A 19,601-nucleotide genomic window follows, 5' to 3' on the forward strand; every position below is an offset into this window, starting at 1 on the left:
ATCCAATGTGGGAGGGGGCTTGCCCCCGATGAGGGTGTGTCAGTTGATCAATCTTTCACTGATCCACCGCTATCGGGGGCAAGCCCCCTCCCACATTTGGAAAGTGGTTGAATTCAAAAGTGGGTAAAGGTCAGGCCCACTTTGTAGGTCGGGCCGTACTCTTCGTACTGGCCGTTGTAGCTGCGGTGGCCGGTGTAGACGAAGTACGACTCGTCCGTGAGGTTCTGGGCCTCGAAGCTGACTTGCAGGTTCTTGGTCAGCGAGTAACGCGCACTGAAATCGACGAAGGTCTGCGCATCCACATGCAGGTCGTGGGCTTTGTCGTTGATCGAGGCCAACTCATAGAGGTAGGCCGACTTGTAGTTGGCCGACAGGCGCAGGCTGAGTTTGTCGTCTTCCCAGCCGAGCATCAGGTTGCCGACGGTGTCCGACTGATTGGGCAGGCTGATGTTGCGTTTGCGATTCGTGCCGCTGGCGGCGTCGAAGCCTTCGATATCCGCACTGGAACGGCTGAAGGTGCTGTTGGCACCGATCAGCAGACCGTTCCACGGCGCGGGCAGCCAGTCGAATTTCTGCGAATAGGCCAGTTCCAGGCCGTAGAGCTTGGCGCTGTCGCCGTTGGCATAGGTGTGGGCCTCGGAGAAGTTGGCCCAGGCGCCGGTGCCGGCCACGTCGGTGTTGTAGACGAAGTTCTTGATGTCTTTGTAGAACACGAACGCCGACACGGTGCCGGCGCGGCCCATGAAGTGCTCGATGCCCAGGTCCAGGTTGCTCGACTCCAGGGGCTTGAGGTCCGGGTTGCCGAAGGTGGCTTCGTCATCGTCGATCACAAAGCCCGGCGCCAGTTGGCCGAAGGTCGGGCGCACCACGGATTTGGTCCACGCCGCACGCACCTGGGTGTTCTTGTCGATCTGGTAGCGCGCATGTAGGCCCGGCAACCAGTGGTGGTATTGGCGCTTGGTCTCGGTGGCAGTGAACACGCCATCGGTGGCGCCGGTGCCCTTGGCTTCGAACTCGGTGCCCTCGTAGCGCAGCCCGGCGATAAAGCGCCAGTCGTCGATATCGATGGTGTTCATCAGGTAGCCGGCGTTGATGTCTTCACGAATGGTGAAGTCGTTGACCCTGGATTCGGTCTCGTCATAGAAGTCCGCCGCGTTGAGGCTGCCGATCAACTGCTTGATGCTGCTGGCGCTGATGCCGGGGCCGTAGTTACCGAGGCGATAGTCGACGCTGCCCTTCTGGAACTGGGTCAGGTTGAGCTGGTCGGCGGTGTAGCCGAGGGTGTCGAAGTCCTTGTAGACCCAGGCCTCCAGATCGTTGTCCTTGTTACGGCGGCTGACCTTGCCGCCGAATTTGACCTGGGAGGCGTAGCCGCTCAGGTCGTAGTCGCGGGCCAGGTCCAGGCGCAGGTTTTTCTCGGTGTCCTTGGTGTTCTGTTTTTCCCAGTCGACCTTGTCGAGAGTGAAGTTGCTGGGGTCATAGAAGCCGGCACCGATGATCGGGCGTGGCTTGTCCTTGTCGTAGAACCCGCTGTTGGCAAAGTCGCCGCCGTCGAACGTGGCCCCGGCGATATGCGCCGGGCTGTCTTCGCTGGACTGGCTGTAGCCGGCCTGGCCGCTGAGGGTCCATAGGCCAAGCATGCGCTCGCCACCAAACACGTAGGACTGGATTTCCTGGGTTTCCTCCCGGTTCTTGAGCTTGCGCTTGGCTTCGGCATCGCCCAGTTCACCGGCGGCCTGGGGGTCGGCAAATTCGAGGCTGGTGGAGTTGCGGGTCTCGGTGTCCTTGTAGCGGCTGTAGAGGGTGCGCAGGTAGTAGCTACTCAGATCATCGGGCTTGTAGTCGAAGTTCAGGCCACCGCCGGCGCGTTCGCGGCTGATGTCGTAGTCGCGCTGTTCAAACTCGTTGAGTTTGGCGCCGTCGGTGAAGTCCCAGGCGCCGCCGGTTTCGACGTTGTCCGAGCCGAAGTCGCGCTTCTGCCAGCTCAGGGCCGCAGCGACGCCGAAGTTGTCGATGCCGTCGCCGAGGCTGAAGCGATTGCTCGCGGCACCGGAAAATTTGGGGCTGGTCTGGCTCGTATTCTTGTCGTAGCTGGCTTCGGTGCTGCCGGTGTAGAACAGGCCTTTATGGTCGAAGGCCGACAGGCTTTGCACATCGACGGTGCCGCCGAGGGAGTTGGCGTCCATGTCCGGGGTGAGGGTCTTGATCACCGACAGCGATTGCACCAGTTCCGACGGCAATACATCGAGGGCCACGGCGCGGCGTGCGCTTTCCGGGGCGGGCACGAGGGTGCCGTTGATGGTTACGCTGTTGAGGTCCGGGCCAAGGCCACGCACGCTGACAAAACGGCCTTCGCCCTGGTCGCGCTCGACGCTGATACCAGGCAAACGCTGTACCGCTTCGGCGACGTTTTCATCCGGCAACTGGGCCACGCCATCGGCATGCACCACGCTCTTGATGCTGTCAGAGCTGCGCTGCTCTTTGAGCGCCTGATCAATGGCGGCGGCCTGGCCGACCACTTCAACGTGCTCGGTGGTGGTGGCCTCGGCGGCACTCAACCGTTCGCTGGCAATCGCCAGGGCCAAGGCGGTGAGCGTGAAGCTGACGAGCCCGGTGCGCTTGTACATGAAATCCTCCCCAAGAATCCGTTGGCGCCAGGCAAGTGGCCCGGCAACTGGGAGGGCAAGCTAGGGGTGGGGGATGACGGTTCTGTGACAGGGGTTGGCTGCGGGGCCCGTAAACCGGGGGTTTCACCGGGCTCTCGACTTGGAATGAGCTGAAATGACCTGTGGAGTTCAAATGTGGGAGGGGGCTTGCTGTGGTGAGCGGGCTTGCCCCGCGCTGGTCTGCGAAGCAGACCCAGAGGATCCTCAGTGAACCCGTCGGGGGGCAAGCCCCCTCACCACAGCAAGCCCCCTCCCACATTTTTCAATTTGCGGCGCAGGTGAGATGAGCTGATTCGACCCTCCTCCACCGTCACGCAACCGTCACATCCATCTGCTGTGCTGGCGCCCATCGCTTATTTCCCCAAGGACTCGCGGCCATGTTTTCCGTGCTCAAACCCCACCGCTGGAAACTCGCCTTGCTGCTGATCGCCGCCAACCTCGGGCTGATCCTGCACCTGGCCTGTGGCGAATTGAAAAGCGTCAGCGAGTGGGTTTGGCTGGACATCATCGGCGAAGGCGGTTCCGCCCTGCTCGCCCTGGTGTGGCTGGGCCTGGTGCTCAAAAGCCGGCCCGCCGGGCGCGTCACCAATTACCTGGCGTTGGGGCTGTCGTGCATCTTTTTCTCGTGGTGGATCGACAGCCTTGACGAGTTCATCCGCCTGCCCGACAGCATCACCTGGGACCACTGGCTCGAATCCGGGCCGATGCCGGTGGGCATGATCCTGCTGACCATCGGCATCTACCATTGGCACCGCGAACAACTGGCAATCAGCGCGCAGATGGAAAAACGCGAACGGCTGTTCCGCGAACATCGCCTGTTCGACAAGCTCACGCCCCTGGCCGGCGCCGATTACCTCAAGCGCCAACTCGCCGACAGCCTGCAGGACAGCCGCGAACAGCAGCAACCGCTGTCGTTGCTGGCGTTGGACCTGGATCACTTCGCCGCCATCAACCAGGCCTATGGGCATGCCGAGGGCGACGCGGTGCTCCAGGCCCTCAGCCATCTGTTGTTGCTCAACCTGCGTCGTCAGGATTTGCTGTGTCGACTGGCCGGCGACCGCTTTGTGGTGCTGCTGCCCAATACCGGCGAACGCCAGGCCAAGGAACTTGCCCTGGAGTTGCAGCACGCCGTGCGTGGCCTCGCCCACAAGACCCGGCAACAGGGCGAACGCCTGCAATTGTGCGCGACGACGGCGGTGGTGATGGCCCTCGACGAGCCGCCCCAGGACCTGCTCAAGCGCCTGAACCTGGCGCTGGCCAGGGCCAAGCAGCCTCTCGCGAAAAGCGCCTGAGATGGCGGTAAAAACCAACTGGTATGAGGCCGACAGCCGCTTCATCCCAGGACACAACCAACCCGCCACGCTGATCGACCTGGCCCTGTCCCGTGACATCGACAGCCACCGATTGCTGCGCGGCACCGGTCTGTTCCACGAGGATATCCTCGCCGGCACGGCGCGCTTGAGCCCGCAACAATTCCTGGCACTGATCGGTAACAGTCGCAAGCTACTGGATGCCGATGACAGCAGCTTTCTGTTCGGCCAACGCTTGCTGCCCGGCTATTACGGTGCGGCCAGCCATGCCTTGGGCCATGCCCAGAATCTGCATCAGGCGCTGGAGATCCTGATCCAGCAACAGGTGCTGCTCAGCCCCTTGGTCACCCTGCAACTGGAGCTGGATGAGCACCACGCCTACCTGTATTGGCTGGACAGTTGCGGGGCCGGCGAGCAGTGGCGGTTTTTGCTGGAGGCGAGCATGACGTCGCTGGTTGCCATGAGCCAATGGCTCAGCGGCGAGCGCTTGCCGTGGGTGTGCAGTTTCAGCCATGCCGAACCGCGGTATGTCGAACAGTATTGGGTGCACCTGGGCGAAGACACGCGCTTCGAGCGCCCACTGGACATGATGTGCATCCCCCGCGAGCACCTCACACGCGCCTGGCCGGGGGCTTCGGCCACCGCCGGCCAGGTTGCGCGCCGACAGGCCCGGGAACAGATCGAACAACTGGGATTTGCCGGCAGTTTTCTCGATTGCCTCTACGACTACCTGCGCGAGCAGGTGCGTCAGCCGCCGAGCCTGGAACAGGCGGCCCAGGCCTTTGCCATGAGCCCGGCGACGCTCAAGCGCAAGCTGCACAAACACGACACTGGCTTTCAGCAGCAAGTGGACCGGGTGCGCAAGCAGGTGGCGCTGCACCTGTACCAGGTCAAGGGCTACAGCAATGATGAAGTGGCGGCGTACCTGAACTTCAATGATGCGGCGAACTTTCGGCGCTCATTCAAGCGCTGGACCGGCAGTACGCCGAGCCTGATCCGCCAATTGTTCAACAGCCGCTAGCCAGGCGCTCGCGCAGGAACTCCACCAGCGCCTGCACCGGCCGTGAGCTTTGCCGATGCTGGGGATACACCGCCGACAGGGTCAGGGCTTCGGGGGCGAAGTCGTCGAGAATCGTGACCAGGCTACCGTCCTTCAAGGCGGCGCCGACGATAAAAGTCGGCAAGTAGGTGATGCCCAGGCCGGCAATGGCCGTGTCGCGTAACAGTTCACCGTTGTTGACCCGCATGCGGCCGCTGACGTTCAGCGCCTGCACTTTGCCCTTGAAACGCCATTGCACCTGGCGGCCGTGGCCGTAAGGCAGGCAGTCGTGTTGAGCCAGGTCGTCGGGTTGCACGGGAGTGCCGCGCAGGGCCAGGTAGTCGGGGCTGGCGCAATACACCCGCTGGATGCTGGCGATACGGCGGGCGATCAGAGTGGAATCTTCCAGGGTGCCGATCCGCAGCACCAGGTCGTAGCCTTCACCGATCAGGTCCACGGGGCGGTCGCTGAGGTCGACTTCCACCGACACTTGGGGATGGCGTTGCAAGAACAACGGCAACAGGCAACCCAGGTGAGCCATGGCAAATGACAACGGCGCGCTGAGGCGAATGGTGCCCCGCGGCTCGCTGTTCTGGCCGGCGATGCCCTGCTCCACTTGCTCGACTTCACCGAGCAGGCGCAAAGCGGATTCGTAGTAGCTCTGGCCGAGCGGCGTGACATCCAGCCGGCGCGTGGAGCGGTTGAGCAGACGCACGCCGAGGCGATCTTCCAGCTGGATGAGGCGGCGGCTGACGAACTGCTTGGACAGGCCCAGCTGTTCGGCGGCGGCGGTGAAGCTGCCGGATTCCATGACCTGACAGAACAGGCGCATGTCTTCGAAGGGGTTCATTGTCGCTTCTCGGTGGACGATGGGCTGATTTATAACTGGATGGTCGCAACACCACAAATCAAATGTGGGAGGGGGCTTGCCCCCGATAGCAGTGGATCAGTCAAAAATATTCAGACTGACACACCGCAATCGGGGGCAAGCCCCCTCCCACAAGGGATTACCTACAGGCTTGAGAGCAGGTTACTTGGTAGTGAATGCCGAGTAGCTGTTCATCAGGTTGCGATAGTTGGGGATACGCGGCGACAGCAGGTTGGCCAGGCCTTCCATGTCGTTGCGCCAGTCCACTTGCAGCTCGCAGGCCACGGAGAACCAGTTCACCAGCTGCGCACCGGCGGCAGTCATGCGTGCCCAGGCGGCCTGTTGCACGGTTTCGTTGAAGGTGCCGGAAGCATCGGTGACCACGAATACCTCGAAGCCTTCATCAAGGGCGCACAAGGTCGGGAAAGCTACGCACACGTCCGTCACCACACCGGCAATGATGATCTGCTTGCGGCCGGTGGCCTTGACGGCTTTGACGAAGTCTTCGTTGTCCCAGGCGTTGATCTGGCCTGGACGCGGGATGTACGGCGCGTCCGGGAACAGTTCTTTCAACTCAGGCACCAGCGGACCGTTGGGACCGCTTTCAAAGCTGGTGGTGAGGATGGTCGGCAGGTTGAAGAACTTGGCCACGTCGGCCAGGGCCAGCACGTTGTTCTTGAATTCGTTGGGGGAGAAATCCTGGACCAGGGAGATCAGGCCCGTCTGGTGATCGACCAACAGGACAACGGCATCATCTTTGTTCAAGCGTTTGTAAGTCATGGGTTAACTCCTTCGGGGGTTTTAAAAGGCAAAACACGAGCAGCCAAACGCACCCCAGAAACCCTGGAAGTCGCTGACCGGCACACTGGAAAGACGGGCTTTTTCATGGCTGTGGGAATGCACGCCGCAAGGGCCGCTGCATTGGTGAACCTGGGCCTGGAGCGGTGAAGTCGGACGCCAGTGACCCGGCACCTTGACCACCGGCGACCAGTCCGGCAGCACCGGCACACGCGGCGGGGCGAAATCTTCGAAGTCGCCGGCGCCGTACACCACCTTGCCGCCGACTACGGTGAGCACCGACTCGATCCACTTGATGGCTTCTTCATCGACACTGAAAAAATCCGCCGACAGCGCGGCGACGTCCGCCAATTGGCCGACCTTGATCTGGCCTTTCTTGCCCTGCTCGGACGAGAACCAGGCGCTGCCGTGGGTGAACAGTTCCAGGGCAGTGAGACGCGGCAGGCCTTCGGCGTGCAGCTCCAGACCACCGACGGTGCGGCCGCTGACCATCCAGTACAGCGAAGTCCACGGGTTATAGCTGGACACCCGCGTGGCGTCAGTGCCCGCGCCTACCGGCACGCCTTCGGCAAGCATGCGCTTGATCGGTGGCGTGGCTTCGGCGGCCTTGGCGCCGTAGCGCTCGACAAAATACTCACCCTGGAACGCCATGCGGTCCTGGATCGCAATGCCGCCGCCCAGGGCGCGCACACGCTCGATGTTTTTCGGGGTGATGGTTTCGGCGTGGTCGAAGAACCACGGCAGGCCATTGAATGGGATGTCGCGGTTGACCTTTTCGAACACGTCGAGCATGCGCGAGATGGACTCGTCGTAGGTGGCATGCAGGCGGAACGGCCAGCGCTGCTCCACCAAGTGGCGCACCACCGGCTCAAGCTCCTGCTCCATGGTCAGCGGCAGGTCCGGACGCGGCTCCAGGAAGTCTTCGAAATCCGCCGCCGAGAACACCAGCATCTCGCCCGCGCCGTTGTGGCGCAGGTAGTCGTCGCCCTGGTGCAGGGTGACGCTGCCGGTCCAATGCTTGAAGTCGCTGAGTTCTTCCTTGGGCTTTTGGGTGAACAGGTTGTAGGCGATGCGCACCGTCAGCTGTTCATCCTTGGCCAGTTGCTCGATCACCGCGTAGTCATCGGGATAGTTCTGGAAGCCACCGCCAGCGTCGATCGCGCTGGTGAGACCGAGGCGATTGAGTTCACGCATGAACTGGCGCGTGGAGTTGACCTGGTATTCCAACGGCAGTTTCGGGCCTTTGGCCAGGGTCGAATACAGAATCATCGCGTTGGGCCGCGCCACCAGCATGCCGGTGGGGTTGCCGTGGCTGTCGCGTACGATCTCGCCGCCCGGCGGGTTCGGCGTGTCCTTGGTGTAGCCGGCCACGCGCAGGGCGGCGCGGTTAAGCAAGGCGCGGTCGTACAGGTGCAGTACAAACACCGGGGTGTCCGGCGCAGCCTGGTTGAGCTCTTCCAGGGTTGGCATGCGTTTTTCGGCGAACTGGAATTCGTTCCAGCCACCCACCACGCGCACCCATTGCGGCGTCGGCGTGCGGTCGGCCTGGTCCTTGAGCATGCGCAGGGCATCGGCCAGGGACGGCACGCCTTCCCAGCGCAGTTCGAGGTTGTAGTTCAGCCCGCCACGGATCAGGTGCAGGTGCGAGTCGTTAAGGCCGGGAATCACGGTGCGGCCCTTGAGGTCAATGACCTGGGTACCGCTGCCACGCAGGGCCATGGCTTCACCGTCGGTGCCGACGGCGACGAAACGGCCCTGATGGATGGCGACGGCGGTTGCGCGTGGGTTTTCCCGGTCCACAGTGTGGAACTGGCCATTGAACAGAATCAGATCGGCGTTCATAGGGTTTCCTTTACAGAGGCTTCAAGCCAGGGGGCGAACAGGCGGGTGGCCGCCGGCATCAGCAGGTACACCACCAGCAGCACGATGGTCAGCGTGACCAGGAACGTGGCGACCACATAGTTGGAGAGGAACGGGTGCAGGCGCAGGATCGGCCCCCACACGATGGGTACCAGCAGGGTCAGCGGCAGAATCACAAACAGGGTGACCACTGCCTGTTTCCAGCGCGGCGGCTTGGCGGCGCTGTCGGCCAGGGGCGCGAACCAGAATTCGTTGACCGCACCGATCTCGGTCTTGTCGCCGTCGGCCAGCATCGGCGCGGCTTCGGCGATCAGGGCCTTGCGCTCGGGGGAGTCGAGCCAGGTTTCCAGATCATCGGTGGAGCGGTAGCGCAACACGCAGGTGAACAGCGCCAGGTTGTTCTGTTTGCTGCGTACCACGTCGACACCCAAGTGCCCCGGGCGCTCGCCGGCGATGCGCACGATGCGGCGCAACCAGGCTTCGTAATCGGCTTCCTGGCCTTGCTTGATCAGGTGTTTGACGACCAGGGTGACGACTTCGTCGGGCCCCGTCTGTGGTGCTGGGTCCATGGTGTGCCCCTCTGCCTTGAAATGTCAGCGATGAGGGGAGTGTGCCGGGGACAGGGGACGGAAAATTGGATGTACGTGCTGTTTAGGTCACCAGCCTTCTTTCAACATGCGCAACTCCAGGTGCTGCAACAGCATGATGGTCTTGCCGTCGGCTATCTCGCCGCTCTGCACCATTGCCAGGGCCCGTTCGAAGCCCAGTTCCAGCACCTCGATGTCCTCGCCCTCCTCTTCCAGGCCACCGCCGCCACTCACACGATCTCCTGGCTGGTATTCGCCGATGAAAAAATGAATCCGCTCGGTGACCGAGCCAGGGCTCATGAACGCCGCATAGACCTTCTCCACCTGCCCGACGCGATAGCCGGTCTCTTCCTCGGCTTCCAGGCGAATGCGCTCTTCGGGGCTGGCATTGTCCAGCAGCCCCGCCGCCGCTTCGATCAGGTAACCGTGGTAGTCATTGACGAAGGTGGGCATGCGGAATTGGCGAATCAGCAACACGCTACGTTGCACGCGGTTGTACAGCAGGATGGTCGCGCCATTGCCACGGTCGTAGACCTCGCGGGTCTGGGCTTGCCAACTGCCGTCCCGGCGGCGCAGGTCGAAGCTGTATTTTTTCAGCAGGTACCAGTTGTCCGAGAGAGTCTCTTCGGCGGTGATGCGCACGGGGCTGTTGTCCATGGTCGGTCCTTGGCTCAAAGAAGGAAGCCATTGTCAGCGCTGCAACACTTTGCAAGCAATCGTTATGCGCGGCCGTCGAATTAATGCCTGCTTGTGCAGGCCATCTGTTAAAAACGCTGCTTCACCTTTGCACTGGAACCTTCATGCCCTCTCGTTTTATGTCGCGCCTGAGCCTGCGCTGGTTGCCCATGCTGTGCATGGCGCTGTTGATCATTGGCCTGCCGGTGGGCTGCAGCGTGCTGCAACACAAGGAGCGCGAGCTGGTGTTTCGCATCGAGCCGGGTACCGCCAGCTGGTACAGCGGCTTGCCCAAGGCGGTGCAGGAATTCGAACTCAAGCCTGCCAGCTTCAAGTCCGGGCAAAACATTCATGGCTGGTGGTACCCGGCGGACAAGCAGGACGCGCCCGCGATCCTCTACCTGCACGGCGTGCGCTGGAACCTCACCGGGCAGTTGTTTCGCATCGAGCAATTACATGCACTCGGTTATTCAGTGCTGGCCATCGACTATCGCGGCTTTGGCCAAAGCCACGGCGAGCTGCCGTCGGAAACCACGGTGTACGAAGATGCGCGCATCGCCTGGGAGCGCTTCCAGCTGCTGCAACCTGACCCGAGCAAGCGCCTGATCTACGGGCATTCCCTCGGGGGCGCGGTCGCCATCGACCTGGCCGCCGAGCTGGGCAAGCAAACGCCGCTGCCGGTGCGCGGCCTGGTGATCGAGTCCACCTTCACTTCCCTCGCGGACGTCGCCACGGCGGTGGCCAACACGTCATTGCCGGTGCGCTGGTTGCTGTCGCAGAAATTTGATTCCATCGACAAGATCGCCGACATCCATATGCCATTGCTGGTGGTGCATGGCCTGGACGACCGCTACGTGCCGCCGCGCTTCAGCCAGCAACTGTTTGAAGCCGCCCAGGAGCCCAAGCGTTTGTTGTTGGTACCGGGCGCCAGCCATAACAACAGCATGAGCCTGGCCGGTCGCAGCTATCGCCAGGCACTCGACAACCTGATGCAGGCCAGGATGCCACCCCAGGTTGTCACGCACTCCACAGGGCGCGACGGCGACTCATAAAAGCGCTTTTCGGCACTGGGTTGGCGCTTGGCTGTCAAGCGCCAACCCTGCCCATACTGGGCCTCGCTGAAAGTTGATCAAATATTGACCGTGGGCCAAATCGCCATACCCGCTGGGGTCTTGCAAAGTTATCCACAGAGATACCCACGGTTTTCGTGGACAACTCTTTTCGTATTTTTACGATTTATTTGCTCAGGCAATGAGTTCTGGAAAGGTCCCCGGCAGCAAAATCCCACGGTTCACATCGCGTATATCGTTATAGCCACACAGCGCCGTCGACACGTCCAATTCACGGGCAATGAGTCAAGTGCCTTGGTATTGCGTTTATAGGGGCGGGCGATTAATCTCGCAAAAACCCGCAGAAAAGCGCACAAACATGCACGACGCCCATCACCCTATCGACTTGCCTTCCCTGCGCAAGCAGAAAATCCTGTTGCTGCTGGAACGTGACGGCAAAGTCACCGCCTCGGAACTGGTGGAGCACTTTGCCGTGTCCCAGGACACCATCCGCCGCGACCTCGGCGAACTGGCCGCCGCCGGCCTGCTGCAGCGCGTGCACGGCGGCGCCCTGCCCCGGCCCAAAGACACAGGCAAAGATTTTTTCACGCGGGTCGGCGAGACCAATGATGCCAAGCGCCAACTCGCGCAATGGGCGGCTGGCCGAGTGGAAGACGGCCAGATTGTGCTGTTCGACTCCGGCTCGACCACGCTACAGATCGCCCAGTCATTGCCGCGGGCGATCCACCTGACGGTGGTCACGGCGTCGCCGATGATCGCCATCGCCTTGGCCGATCATCCCCATGTAAAAGTGATTCTGGCCGGCGGCCAACTCAACCCGGCCACGCTGTCCACCGGTGGGCACGAGGCCGTGCGCTTGATCCAGAGCATCAAGGCCGACCTGTTGTTCACCGGCGTATGCGCGTTGCATCCACAGGTGGGCATCAGTTCGGTGCATTTTGATGAAGTGGTGGTCAAGCAAGCCTTGCTCGACAGCGCTTCCCAGGTTGTCGCCGTGACCATGGCGGACAAACTCGGTGCGGTGGAGCCGTTCGTAGTGGCGCCCTGCAGTCGGATTCACACGCTGATTACCGAATGGCACGTGCCAAATATGGAGGCGTATGAGCAGTTAGGGCTGGAGGTGTTGCGGGTTGAGGTCGAGTAGGTACAGGGCGTCAGCGACGGCATGACCGCTGGCGGTGTTGTCGAAAATGCACCAGGTTGGAATGCCGTCCGCGACCGACCGGTCAAGGTGTCGCGCGAACTCGCGTAAACGCTGCGGGCCATAGGCACTGTGATAAATGCGCGGTGATCCATGCAGTCGCCAATAGCGCACACCTTGCCAGCCCGCGCAGGTCGGCGTGGCGTCGATCACAGGTGGGTCGACGGCCACTCGCCCAATGTGCAAATCCTGCAACATCGCCTCGGCCGCCAGCCAACTGGCGTGGCGCGGTTCAAGCACCACATTGCCGGCAAAACATCGGCGAACAGCCATGAAAAAGGCGCTGGCACTGGAGGGCTCATAGCTCAATGAGGGAGGCAGTTGCACCAGCAGGCAGCCGAGGCGCTCCCCCAATGGCGCGCATTGTTCGAGAAATTCCTCAAGCGCCGTTTCACACTGGCGCAGGCGCAACTCGTGGGTAATGCGCTTGGGCATCTTCAGCGAAAAACGAAACCCAGGCGGCACGGACTCGCCCCAACGTGCATAGGTTTTCGGCAGGTGCGGGCGATAGAACGAGCTGTTGATCTCCACCGCGTCAAAGCGTGAGGCGTAACGCTGCAGATGCGTGCCCTCATCACTGAACGCCGGCCAGTGCTCACGCGGCAAGCTCCAACCGGCACAACCGAGGTACAACGATGCCGTCAAAACAGCACCGCCGCCGCGTCGCGCATGAAAATCTCGATAGTCTTGGGGCCTACGCCATCGAACTCGGCCAAGCGTTTTTCAAACGCCTGACGGTCGGCGCTGGCGCGGCGGATGTGGGTGATCTTGCCGGCATACTCGGCGTTCAGTTTCGCGCTGAGGTCCAGCAGGCGCTGCGCAGTGGATTCGTCGTAGCGAACGTAATGGGCACGCCCCAGCATTGCCACCAACTCCCGCGACGTACAGTGCTGCAACTTGCGCGCGGTGTCGCGCCCCTGCTCTTCCACAATCTCCCTGTAGGCCTGTGCCGCGATGGGAGCCTGGATGCGCTTGCCCATCAGGAAACTGGCGATAAACCACTTGAACAAGCCGCTGTCGTCGTCAGGCTTGAGTTCGATCCCCAATTCAGAGGCGGTAATGGCGCGTGCCATGATTATTGACCCGGTTTGCGCTCAGCCTTGACGGCTGGGTCTGCGCATGTGCGGACATCTTGCGAACTGAGACGGTCGAGAGTTTTACGAGCGGCCACGGTATCTCTCCAGGCAATGGATGGAGTACGAAAAGTCGCCTCCTTTGTGAAGCAGAGCCCTGGGTGTTTTGATAGTTCAAGGAAATTGCCGCGCAGAAATCGACGCAAAAAAATTTAAACCTTTCGCCCAGGCGCGCCCTCAACAGTCAAGTATCTGCAACGTTGAAAGGGCCAGGAATCCACCGGCCACAACCCTTCTACCCAGGAGACAATCGACCATGAGCGCGCAACTCAACGGCAAGAAAATCCTCATCATCACCTCCAACACCGGCATCGAGCGCGACGAGTTGCTCAAGCCGCTGGATGCGCTGCGCGGTTTTGGCGCGACGGTGACCCATGTATCCAGCAAAGGTGGAACCACCCAGACGTTTGTCGGCGATACCGAAAAGGACATGAGCGTGGAATCCGACGTGCAACTGTCGGATGTCCAGAGCAGTGATTTTGATGCGCTGGTGATCCCTGGCGGCACCGTCAACGCCGACACCCTGCGCCAGGACGCAGCGGCGCTGCGCTTGATCAAGAGCTTCGCCGACGCCGGCAAGACCATTGCGGCCATCTGTCACGGGCCCTGGACGCTGATCGACGCGGGCGTGATCACAGGCAAGACCCTGACCTCCTATAAAAGCGTACGCATCGACCTGGAAAACGCCGGCGCCGCCGGTTGGGTCGACGCCGAGGTCAAGCAATGCAACGCCAATGGCTGGACCTTGATCACCTCCCGGACCCCGGACGATCTGCCGGCGTTCAATGAAGCAATTGCCACGGCGCTGGCCGGCTGATAATCGCCGTCTGAACGTAAACAGGCGCCCCGCGGGGCGCCTGTTTGCTGATCGCTCAAAGCATCAGCTCTTGCGGTGTTCCGGCATCTCGCGCTTGGGTCCGAACATCGCCCACGCAATCAGGCCCAACAACGGCACAAAGATCAGAATGACCAGCCACAACCCCTTGGTCTCCCAGCCACTGGTGCTGCGTAATACGACATTGATCGCCCACAGTTCCAAGAGCAGCAGAATCACCGCCAAACCGATCCAGACATAATGCATTTCCATGATTCACCTCCTGAGGTCTATGGGTTAGGTCAAGCATTCGCGCCAAGGGTTCCATCGGAATTACGCCAGTGTGCTCTCGCCCAGTAATTGCGGCACATGCCGAGTCGCCAGCATCTGTCCGTCGCGCGCGATGGAGGCGGGTTTAATGCAATCCGATTAGCGGCCGACCATGCAAGCTGCACGACAGAGGCTTTTCAAAGTCGATCTCAACCTATTGATTCAAATCACTTTCGACCTATCGTCGAGGATGGTCTGAGTTATGCAATTTCCTACCAGACGAAGCGCGCACTTCGACGCGCCCGAACCCTGTCTGTGAGGTTTCATCATGAATGCCATCGACCTGCTTAAAGCCGACCATGAACGTGTCAAAGCGCTGTTGACCCAACTGAGTGAGTCCACCGAGCGCGGGGTTAAAAAACGTACCGAGCTGTTGGCTAAACTCGAAATGGAAATCAGCCTGCACACCCGGCTTGAGGAAGAGATTCTGTACCCGGCCTTCCGTAAAGCCGGCGGCAAGGAGCAGGACATCATGTACCACGAAGCCAAGGAAGAGCATCGCACCGTCGACTCCCTGGTGCTGCCTGACTTGAAGCAGACGGAGCCGTCCACCACCGAGTTTTCCGGTCGGGTGAAGGTGGTCAAGGAACTGCTGGAACATCACATCGAAGAAGAGGAAACCGAGATGTTTCCTCAGGCGAAAAAACTGCTGGGCAAGGCTCTGCTGGAAGAACTGGGTGCACAAATGCAAGCCATGAAGGCCGCGCACAAGAAGGCGACGGCAGGCAAGCCAATGGCTGCGTAATGCACCGGTCGGCCCGTGGACACGTCCACGGCTGTGTTCGATGAATCAAGAGGATTGAATCATGACGAATAGACAAGGGATCGTGCTTGCACTCTGCCTGGCAGCCCTGTCAGGCCAGCCCGTAACGGCCGCATTCGGCGACAACCCGACACCGGCCGCCACGGCTGTTGCAAACGACGGCGCTGCGGGGTCTGCACTGCCGCCCGGCACTTACCCGAGCAGCCCGGCCGACAGTGGCAAAGCCGTCAAGCAACCGGACAAGACCCCCAAGCCTGATGAGGAAGATAAAGACAAAGGTCGCCAGGAAAAACCACGTACCGGCAGTTGATAGCTCATCAGTAATCGGCAGCGCGGCGAGCGTGCGCTGTTTCAGCCCGCGCCCGTCACGATGACGCCCCTGGATGGTGCGGCTTCTGCCTGGATTTCAGGCAGGGCCGGCACCCTGGCCCTCAGCCTCTAGACCTTGAAGCGTGCGACTGTCTGGTGCAACGCCCCCGCCATCCCCGCGAGATCGTGACCCGCCGTCTCGGTATGCAACGCGCCCTGCAACACCTGCTGAGACAAGGTGCGAATCCCCACCAGATTGCGATCCACCTCACGCGCGACCAATGCCTGTTCTTCGGTGGCACTGGCGATCATCATGTTGCGTTCATTGATCTGCGAGATAGACCGCGTGATTTCTTCCAGCGCCTGCCCCGAGCGCTGCGCCACGCCCAAGGTTGCCTGGACCCGCTCGCTACTGTTGTGCATGGCCGCGACGGCGTGCTCGGTGTCCTGGCGAACGTTGCCGATCATCTGCTCGATCTCTTGGGTCGAGACTTGCGTACGATGGGCCAGCGCGCGCACCTCATCGGCGACCACGGCAAACCCGCGTCCGGCATCACCGGCCCGGGCCGCTTCGATTGCCGCGTTCAACGCCAGCAAGTTGGTCTGGTCGGCGATGCTGCGGATCACCTCCAGCACACTGCTGATGTCCTGCACACGCCCGGCCAGTTGCTGAATACGCTCCGAGGTTTCAACCACGCCCGTGGCCAGGGTGTTGATCGACGCCACGGTTTCCTGCACCTGGGCCTGGCCGCGCTGAGCGGTCTGTTCCGACAGGCGCGAGGCCTCGCTGGTACTCACCGCATTGCGCGCCACTTCGTCCACGGCAGCGGTCATTTGATTCACGGCGGTTGCCGCCTGCTCAATCTCCTGGCCCTGCAGTTGCAGGCTGCTGCTGGTCTGGCTGCTGACCGCGCTCAACTCCTCCGAAGAGCTGGCCACCCCGTCCACCGACGCTGCGATGTGCCGCACCATCTGGTTCAGGTTTTGCTGCATCTGGTGCAGGTTGCGCATCACGCTGCCTTCAGCGCTGTTGCCAACGGGCACCACGATGGTCAGGTCGCCTTGGGCGATATGACTCAGCACTCGTGCGGCCTCATCCGGTTCGCCGCCCAGGGGGCGGATCACGCTGCGGGTCACCATCACTGCGGCGGCCACGACCAACGCCAGGCACAGCAGGAGCAGCCCGATCATGGTGCGTCGGGCGTCGTCGTACAGGGTTTGCGCCGCGTGCTGGCGGTCGGCAAATACGCGGCCCTGCATGGCCATCAAGGCATCCAGGCTCTTGTACACGTTAAGTTCAGCCGGCATGACCTGTTGCTTGAGCTGCGCCAGGCCCTCGTCGCGGGCGCCTTGCCTGATCAGCGCCTGCACCTGGGTAAAGGCGGCCACATAGGCTTCTCGATGGGTTTTCAACGCGGCATATGCCGCTCTGCCTTCAGACGTATCGAGCAGCGGTTCAAGAGTGGCGAACGCCTCGGTGATGCGTTGCCGGGTGCTGCCAATGGCGTCCTGGGCCTGCTGATTATCCTGGTCGATCAGCAGGTCGCGGGTGTTGCGTCCGTTATCCCGCACGCCGGTGGCGATCACCATGATCGGCGCGATTTTCGGCCAATCCTCCTGCACGATCTGTTCGGATTGCTGCTTGAGCGTTGCCAGATCATGCAGGGCGTAAAACACCAAGCCGACCAGGGCCAGCGGCGCAATCGCGAACCCGATGACAATGCGTTGTGCCGTGGTTAATTGCTTCATTCTGAGAGTCCCTGATGAACACCTGCCCACCATGGGCAGCATCTGAAAAATCCTGTGGCGGACGCTGGCCACCCACGGCGCAGCGTCTCACTGCGCTGGCTTGCAAACGTTGGGCCAGCGACGGATTAGATGCCAGCGCGATGAGACCGCGCCTTGATGCCGATCAAGGCACGGGCAACCAAGCGCTGAAGCCTGCTTCGGTGGTCATTGGGCACCAGGCGAAATCCCACGGCGCGGGTGGCAAGGCTGGCTGTACAGCTTCGAAGGGCACCGCGCGCTTGCAATCGAACACCGTCATGGCGTGCCAGGCCACTACCACGCCCTGGGCCTGGCTGGTGTCAGTGTTGACCCAACACGCTGCGGCCGCTGCCATGAACGCTTCGATGGGCTCATCGTCGATTTGCGTGCGATACGGCGAGCCCAGCAGCCAGCGACACACATTCAGGTGGTAGGTCCAATCCTGCGCGGGCTGGTTGCGATAGGCCCAGGTCATGAAGCTGCGGAACAGGTTCAGACCCTCGGGCGGGTCAAGTTTGAGCAGCGCCGGGCAGATATCGAACAGGGTGTGCCAGTAGGGCAACAGACGTGCATCCAGGTGCACGAAACAGCGCGAGTTACTCGGGTATTCAGCCCGCGCCGGTTCCGCGCGCAGGCGACGGGACGCCTTGCTGACCAGGCGACTGGCGCCTGCAGGCAATTGATGGTTCATGAAACGCACTCACAGTCGTGACGATCGAACGCCTCCTGGTCACAGGAAGCCCAAGGCACACGTCAGAATGCGGGGGAAGCGCGGGGGTTGGCCGAGGGCCAGGCATGGCGCGGCGGCGCCTTGTTGCGCCGTTCGTGGGCCGGGCGCGGCGGTTGCCCGAGCCCCAGCAGCCAGGCCAGACCGATCAGGAACACCAGGGCGACGGTCAACGCGGCGCACACTGGGCAGGCAAAGTAGTTCGAGATGTTGCTGGAAGCCGGGCTGTCCAACCCTTTGTCGGAAAGTGGCGCCTGCTTGCCGTCCAACGAACAGAACGCGCCGCCGATCCCGTTGAGCTGTTGGCCCATCATCTGGCCATGGCCCAAACCGCACGCGAACAGGTTCATCAGCACGCAGAAGTACAGGGTCCAGACGATCAGCGAACGGTCGGAGTGGCTCGATTTCATGGCGGCGACTCTAACACCGAAGGCGCAAAGGGATGAAATACCGCGGCCCCTGTGGCAGAACGTCGCAGATTACGTGCCATCGCCAGGGTTGGTAGACTTGGCGCCCTCCTCGTTTACTCCTTTTCAAAGCCTGATGTGTAGATCCAGAGCAATGCAGGCGTTTCACAGGATGCACAGTTGATGAGTACGTTATTCACCCGCCGCAAGGTCCTGACCGGCATGGGCCTGTTGGGTCTGGGCCTGCTGACCGGTTGTGACAACAGCCCCAGGTTGAACTTCAAGTACGGCAAGGACTTGAGCGACAAGATCATGGGCCGCACCTTCAAGCTCAAGAACACCGAGGGCGACACTGTCACCCTCAGTTCCTACCGTGGCCTGATGCCAGTGGTGTTCTTTGGCTTTACCCAATGCCCGGCCGTGTGCCCGACCACCCTCGCCCGTGCCGCCCAGGCCAAGAAGCTGATGGGCCGCGACGGCGAGATCATGCAGGTGATCTTTATCACCCTCGACCCGGAACGCGACACGCCAGAGATTCTCGACAAGTACGTCAAGGCCTTCGACCCGAGCTTCGAAGCGCTGTACGGCACCCCGGAAGAAATCGCCGTGGCCGCCAAGGAATTCGGGATCTTTTATGAAAAGATCCCCGCCGGCGACACCTACACCCTGTCCCACACGGCCACCAGTTTTGTCTTCGACACGCGCGGCAACCTGCGCCTGGGCCTGCAGGCATCCCTTACCGCAAAAGAGTGCGCAGAAGACCTGCTCACCGTCATGGAGGTCTGCTAATGACTGCCGTTCAACACCTCAAGCGCTTCACCTTCGGCCTCGCCCTGCTGGGTTTCGCCGCCCACGCCAGCGCCCAGGTGCAAGTAACCGACGCCTGGGTGCGCGCCTCGGTGCCGGGCCAGCCGTCCAGCGGCGCGTTCATGACCATCACCGCCGACACCGACAGCAAGTTGCTGCGCGTCGCATCGCCGGTGGCCAAGGACGTACAGATCCATGAAATGAGCATGAAAGACGACGTCATGCGCATGGGCCCGGTGGACGCCGTAGCCTTGCCCGCAGGCGTGGCCGTCAAGCTCGATCCGAACGGTTACCACGTGATGCTGATGGGCCTGACCGGGCAGATAAAGGAAGGCGACCAGGTGCCGCTGACCCTGACGGTGCAGGACGCCAAGGGCGAGAAGCGCACCGTTGAGGTCGAGGCCAAGGCCCGTGGGCTGGATGGCATGGACCATAGCAAGATGCATTGATGCACTGAATTTGTGCGATTG

At 61.6% G+C, this 19,601-nt stretch carries 21 protein-coding genes; 9 read left to right on the forward strand and 12 right to left on the reverse strand.

Going from position 1 to position 19,601, the window contains the following annotated elements; genetic code table 11:
- Positions 1 to 113: 113 nt before the first annotated feature.
- Positions 114 to 2,627 (reverse strand): TonB-dependent receptor, encoded by a 2,514-nt coding sequence (locus AB3G88_RS15305; RefSeq protein WP_480450511.1) that lies wholly within the window; start codon positions 2,625 to 2,627, stop codon positions 114 to 116.
- Positions 2,628 to 3,043: 416 nt separating this feature from the next.
- Between AB3G88_RS15305 and AB3G88_RS15310 the strand changes: the two genes are divergently transcribed.
- Complete coding sequence (locus AB3G88_RS15310) at positions 3,044 to 3,958, forward strand: GGDEF domain-containing protein (RefSeq protein WP_112195758.1); 915 nt, start codon at positions 3,044 to 3,046, stop codon at positions 3,956 to 3,958.
- Position 3,959: 1 nt separating this feature from the next.
- On the forward strand, positions 3,960 to 4,997 hold the full coding sequence (locus AB3G88_RS15315; RefSeq protein ID WP_099586885.1) for an AraC family transcriptional regulator: 1,038 nt from the start codon (positions 3,960 to 3,962) through the stop codon (positions 4,995 to 4,997).
- Here AB3G88_RS15315 and AB3G88_RS15320 read toward each other — a convergent pair.
- The 5 genes from AB3G88_RS15320 to AB3G88_RS15340 all read right to left on the reverse strand — a co-directional run bounded on the left by AB3G88_RS15320 (position 4,984) and on the right by AB3G88_RS15340 (position 9,785).
- Positions 4,984 to 5,865, reverse strand: a complete 882-nt coding sequence (locus AB3G88_RS15320) for a LysR family transcriptional regulator (RefSeq protein WP_480450514.1) — start codon at positions 5,863 to 5,865, stop codon at positions 4,984 to 4,986. The genes AB3G88_RS15315 and AB3G88_RS15320 overlap by 14 nt on opposite strands.
- Before the next feature lie 180 nt (positions 5,866 to 6,045).
- Positions 6,046 to 6,663, reverse strand: coding sequence for an isochorismate family cysteine hydrolase YcaC (gene ycaC, locus AB3G88_RS15325; RefSeq protein WP_095015792.1), 618 nt, complete (start codon positions 6,661 to 6,663; stop codon positions 6,046 to 6,048).
- 21 nt (positions 6,664 to 6,684) lie between these two features.
- Positions 6,685 to 8,523 (reverse strand): amidohydrolase, encoded by a 1,839-nt coding sequence (locus AB3G88_RS15330; RefSeq protein WP_099586887.1) that lies wholly within the window; start codon positions 8,521 to 8,523, stop codon positions 6,685 to 6,687.
- Complete coding sequence (locus tag AB3G88_RS15335; protein ID WP_158878004.1) at positions 8,520 to 9,110, reverse strand: antibiotic biosynthesis monooxygenase; 591 nt, start codon at positions 9,108 to 9,110, stop codon at positions 8,520 to 8,522. The genes AB3G88_RS15330 and AB3G88_RS15335 overlap by 4 nt, the downstream gene beginning before the upstream one ends.
- Positions 9,111 to 9,197: 87 nt before the next feature.
- On the reverse strand, positions 9,198 to 9,785 hold the full coding sequence (locus AB3G88_RS15340) for an NUDIX domain-containing protein (RefSeq protein ID WP_099586889.1): 588 nt from the start codon (positions 9,783 to 9,785) through the stop codon (positions 9,198 to 9,200).
- A 143-nt stretch (positions 9,786 to 9,928) separates the two neighbouring features.
- Here AB3G88_RS15340 and AB3G88_RS15345 point away from each other — a divergent pair, with 143 nt between their 5' ends.
- The gene (locus AB3G88_RS15345) at positions 9,929 to 10,855 is read left to right on the forward strand and encodes an alpha/beta hydrolase (RefSeq protein WP_480450518.1); all 927 of its coding nucleotides are present in this window, start codon (positions 9,929 to 9,931) and stop codon (positions 10,853 to 10,855) included.
- Positions 10,856 to 11,231: 376 nt separating this feature from the next.
- Positions 11,232 to 12,017, forward strand: a complete 786-nt coding sequence (locus AB3G88_RS15350) for a DeoR/GlpR family DNA-binding transcription regulator (protein ID WP_099586891.1) — start codon at positions 11,232 to 11,234, stop codon at positions 12,015 to 12,017.
- On the opposite strand, the gene AB3G88_RS15355 is transcribed toward AB3G88_RS15350, so the two are convergent.
- A complete protein-coding gene (locus tag AB3G88_RS15355) occupies positions 11,982 to 12,719 on the reverse strand; it encodes a DUF72 domain-containing protein (protein WP_480450520.1) in 738 nt (245 codons plus the stop codon). The genes AB3G88_RS15350 and AB3G88_RS15355 overlap by 36 nt on opposite strands.
- Positions 12,716 to 13,147: a DNA methylase gene (locus AB3G88_RS15360; RefSeq protein WP_099586892.1), complete on the reverse strand. Its 432-nt coding sequence runs from the start codon at positions 13,145 to 13,147 to the stop codon at positions 12,716 to 12,718. The genes AB3G88_RS15355 and AB3G88_RS15360 overlap by 4 nt, the downstream gene beginning before the upstream one ends.
- Before the next feature lie 316 nt (positions 13,148 to 13,463).
- Here AB3G88_RS15360 and AB3G88_RS15365 point away from each other — a divergent pair, with 316 nt between their 5' ends.
- Positions 13,464 to 14,024 carry a type 1 glutamine amidotransferase domain-containing protein gene (locus AB3G88_RS15365; protein ID WP_480450522.1) on the forward strand — a complete coding sequence of 187 codons (561 nt, stop codon included), beginning with the start codon at positions 13,464 to 13,466 and terminating at the stop codon, positions 14,022 to 14,024.
- Between the two features lie 63 nt (positions 14,025 to 14,087).
- Here AB3G88_RS15365 and AB3G88_RS15370 read toward each other — a convergent pair whose 3' ends face one another.
- Positions 14,088 to 14,294, reverse strand: coding sequence for a PLD nuclease N-terminal domain-containing protein (locus tag AB3G88_RS15370; RefSeq protein ID WP_099586894.1), 207 nt, complete (start codon positions 14,292 to 14,294; stop codon positions 14,088 to 14,090).
- Between the two features lie 325 nt (positions 14,295 to 14,619).
- Between AB3G88_RS15370 and AB3G88_RS15375 the strand changes: the two genes are divergently transcribed.
- Both AB3G88_RS15375 and AB3G88_RS15380 read left to right on the forward strand, forming a co-directional pair.
- On the forward strand, positions 14,620 to 15,096 hold the full coding sequence (locus AB3G88_RS15375) for a PA2171 family ribosome-binding persister protein (RefSeq protein WP_112195767.1): 477 nt from the start codon (positions 14,620 to 14,622) through the stop codon (positions 15,094 to 15,096).
- Positions 15,097 to 15,157: 61 nt separating this feature from the next.
- Positions 15,158 to 15,424: a hypothetical protein gene (locus AB3G88_RS15380; protein WP_158878011.1), complete on the forward strand. Its 267-nt coding sequence runs from the start codon at positions 15,158 to 15,160 to the stop codon at positions 15,422 to 15,424.
- A 128-nt stretch (positions 15,425 to 15,552) separates the two neighbouring features.
- Here AB3G88_RS15380 and AB3G88_RS15385 read toward each other — a convergent pair whose 3' ends face one another.
- The 3 genes from AB3G88_RS15385 to AB3G88_RS15395 all read right to left on the reverse strand — a co-directional run bounded on the left by AB3G88_RS15385 (position 15,553) and on the right by AB3G88_RS15395 (position 18,327).
- A complete protein-coding gene (locus AB3G88_RS15385) occupies positions 15,553 to 17,172 on the reverse strand; it encodes a methyl-accepting chemotaxis protein (RefSeq protein WP_480450525.1) in 1,620 nt (539 codons plus the stop codon).
- A gap of 163 nt (positions 17,173 to 17,335) precedes the next feature.
- Positions 17,336 to 17,881 carry a putative natural product biosynthesis protein gene (locus AB3G88_RS15390; RefSeq protein ID WP_191958919.1) on the reverse strand — a complete coding sequence of 182 codons (546 nt, stop codon included), beginning with the start codon at positions 17,879 to 17,881 and terminating at the stop codon, positions 17,336 to 17,338.
- A gap of 62 nt (positions 17,882 to 17,943) precedes the next feature.
- Positions 17,944 to 18,327: a DUF2946 domain-containing protein gene (locus tag AB3G88_RS15395; protein WP_099586899.1), complete on the reverse strand. Its 384-nt coding sequence runs from the start codon at positions 18,325 to 18,327 to the stop codon at positions 17,944 to 17,946.
- Between the two features lie 180 nt (positions 18,328 to 18,507).
- Here AB3G88_RS15395 and AB3G88_RS15400 point away from each other — a divergent pair, with 180 nt between their 5' ends.
- Both AB3G88_RS15400 and AB3G88_RS15405 read left to right on the forward strand, forming a co-directional pair.
- Complete coding sequence (locus AB3G88_RS15400; protein WP_032889449.1) at positions 18,508 to 19,113, forward strand: SCO family protein; 606 nt, start codon at positions 18,508 to 18,510, stop codon at positions 19,111 to 19,113.
- Positions 19,113 to 19,580, forward strand: coding sequence for a copper chaperone PCu(A)C (locus AB3G88_RS15405; RefSeq protein ID WP_112195773.1), 468 nt, complete (start codon positions 19,113 to 19,115; stop codon positions 19,578 to 19,580). Before AB3G88_RS15400 ends, AB3G88_RS15405 begins: the two co-directional genes overlap by 1 nt.
- Positions 19,581 to 19,601: the final 21 nt, after the last annotated feature.

Source organism: Pseudomonas arvensis (genome assembly GCF_056688935.1).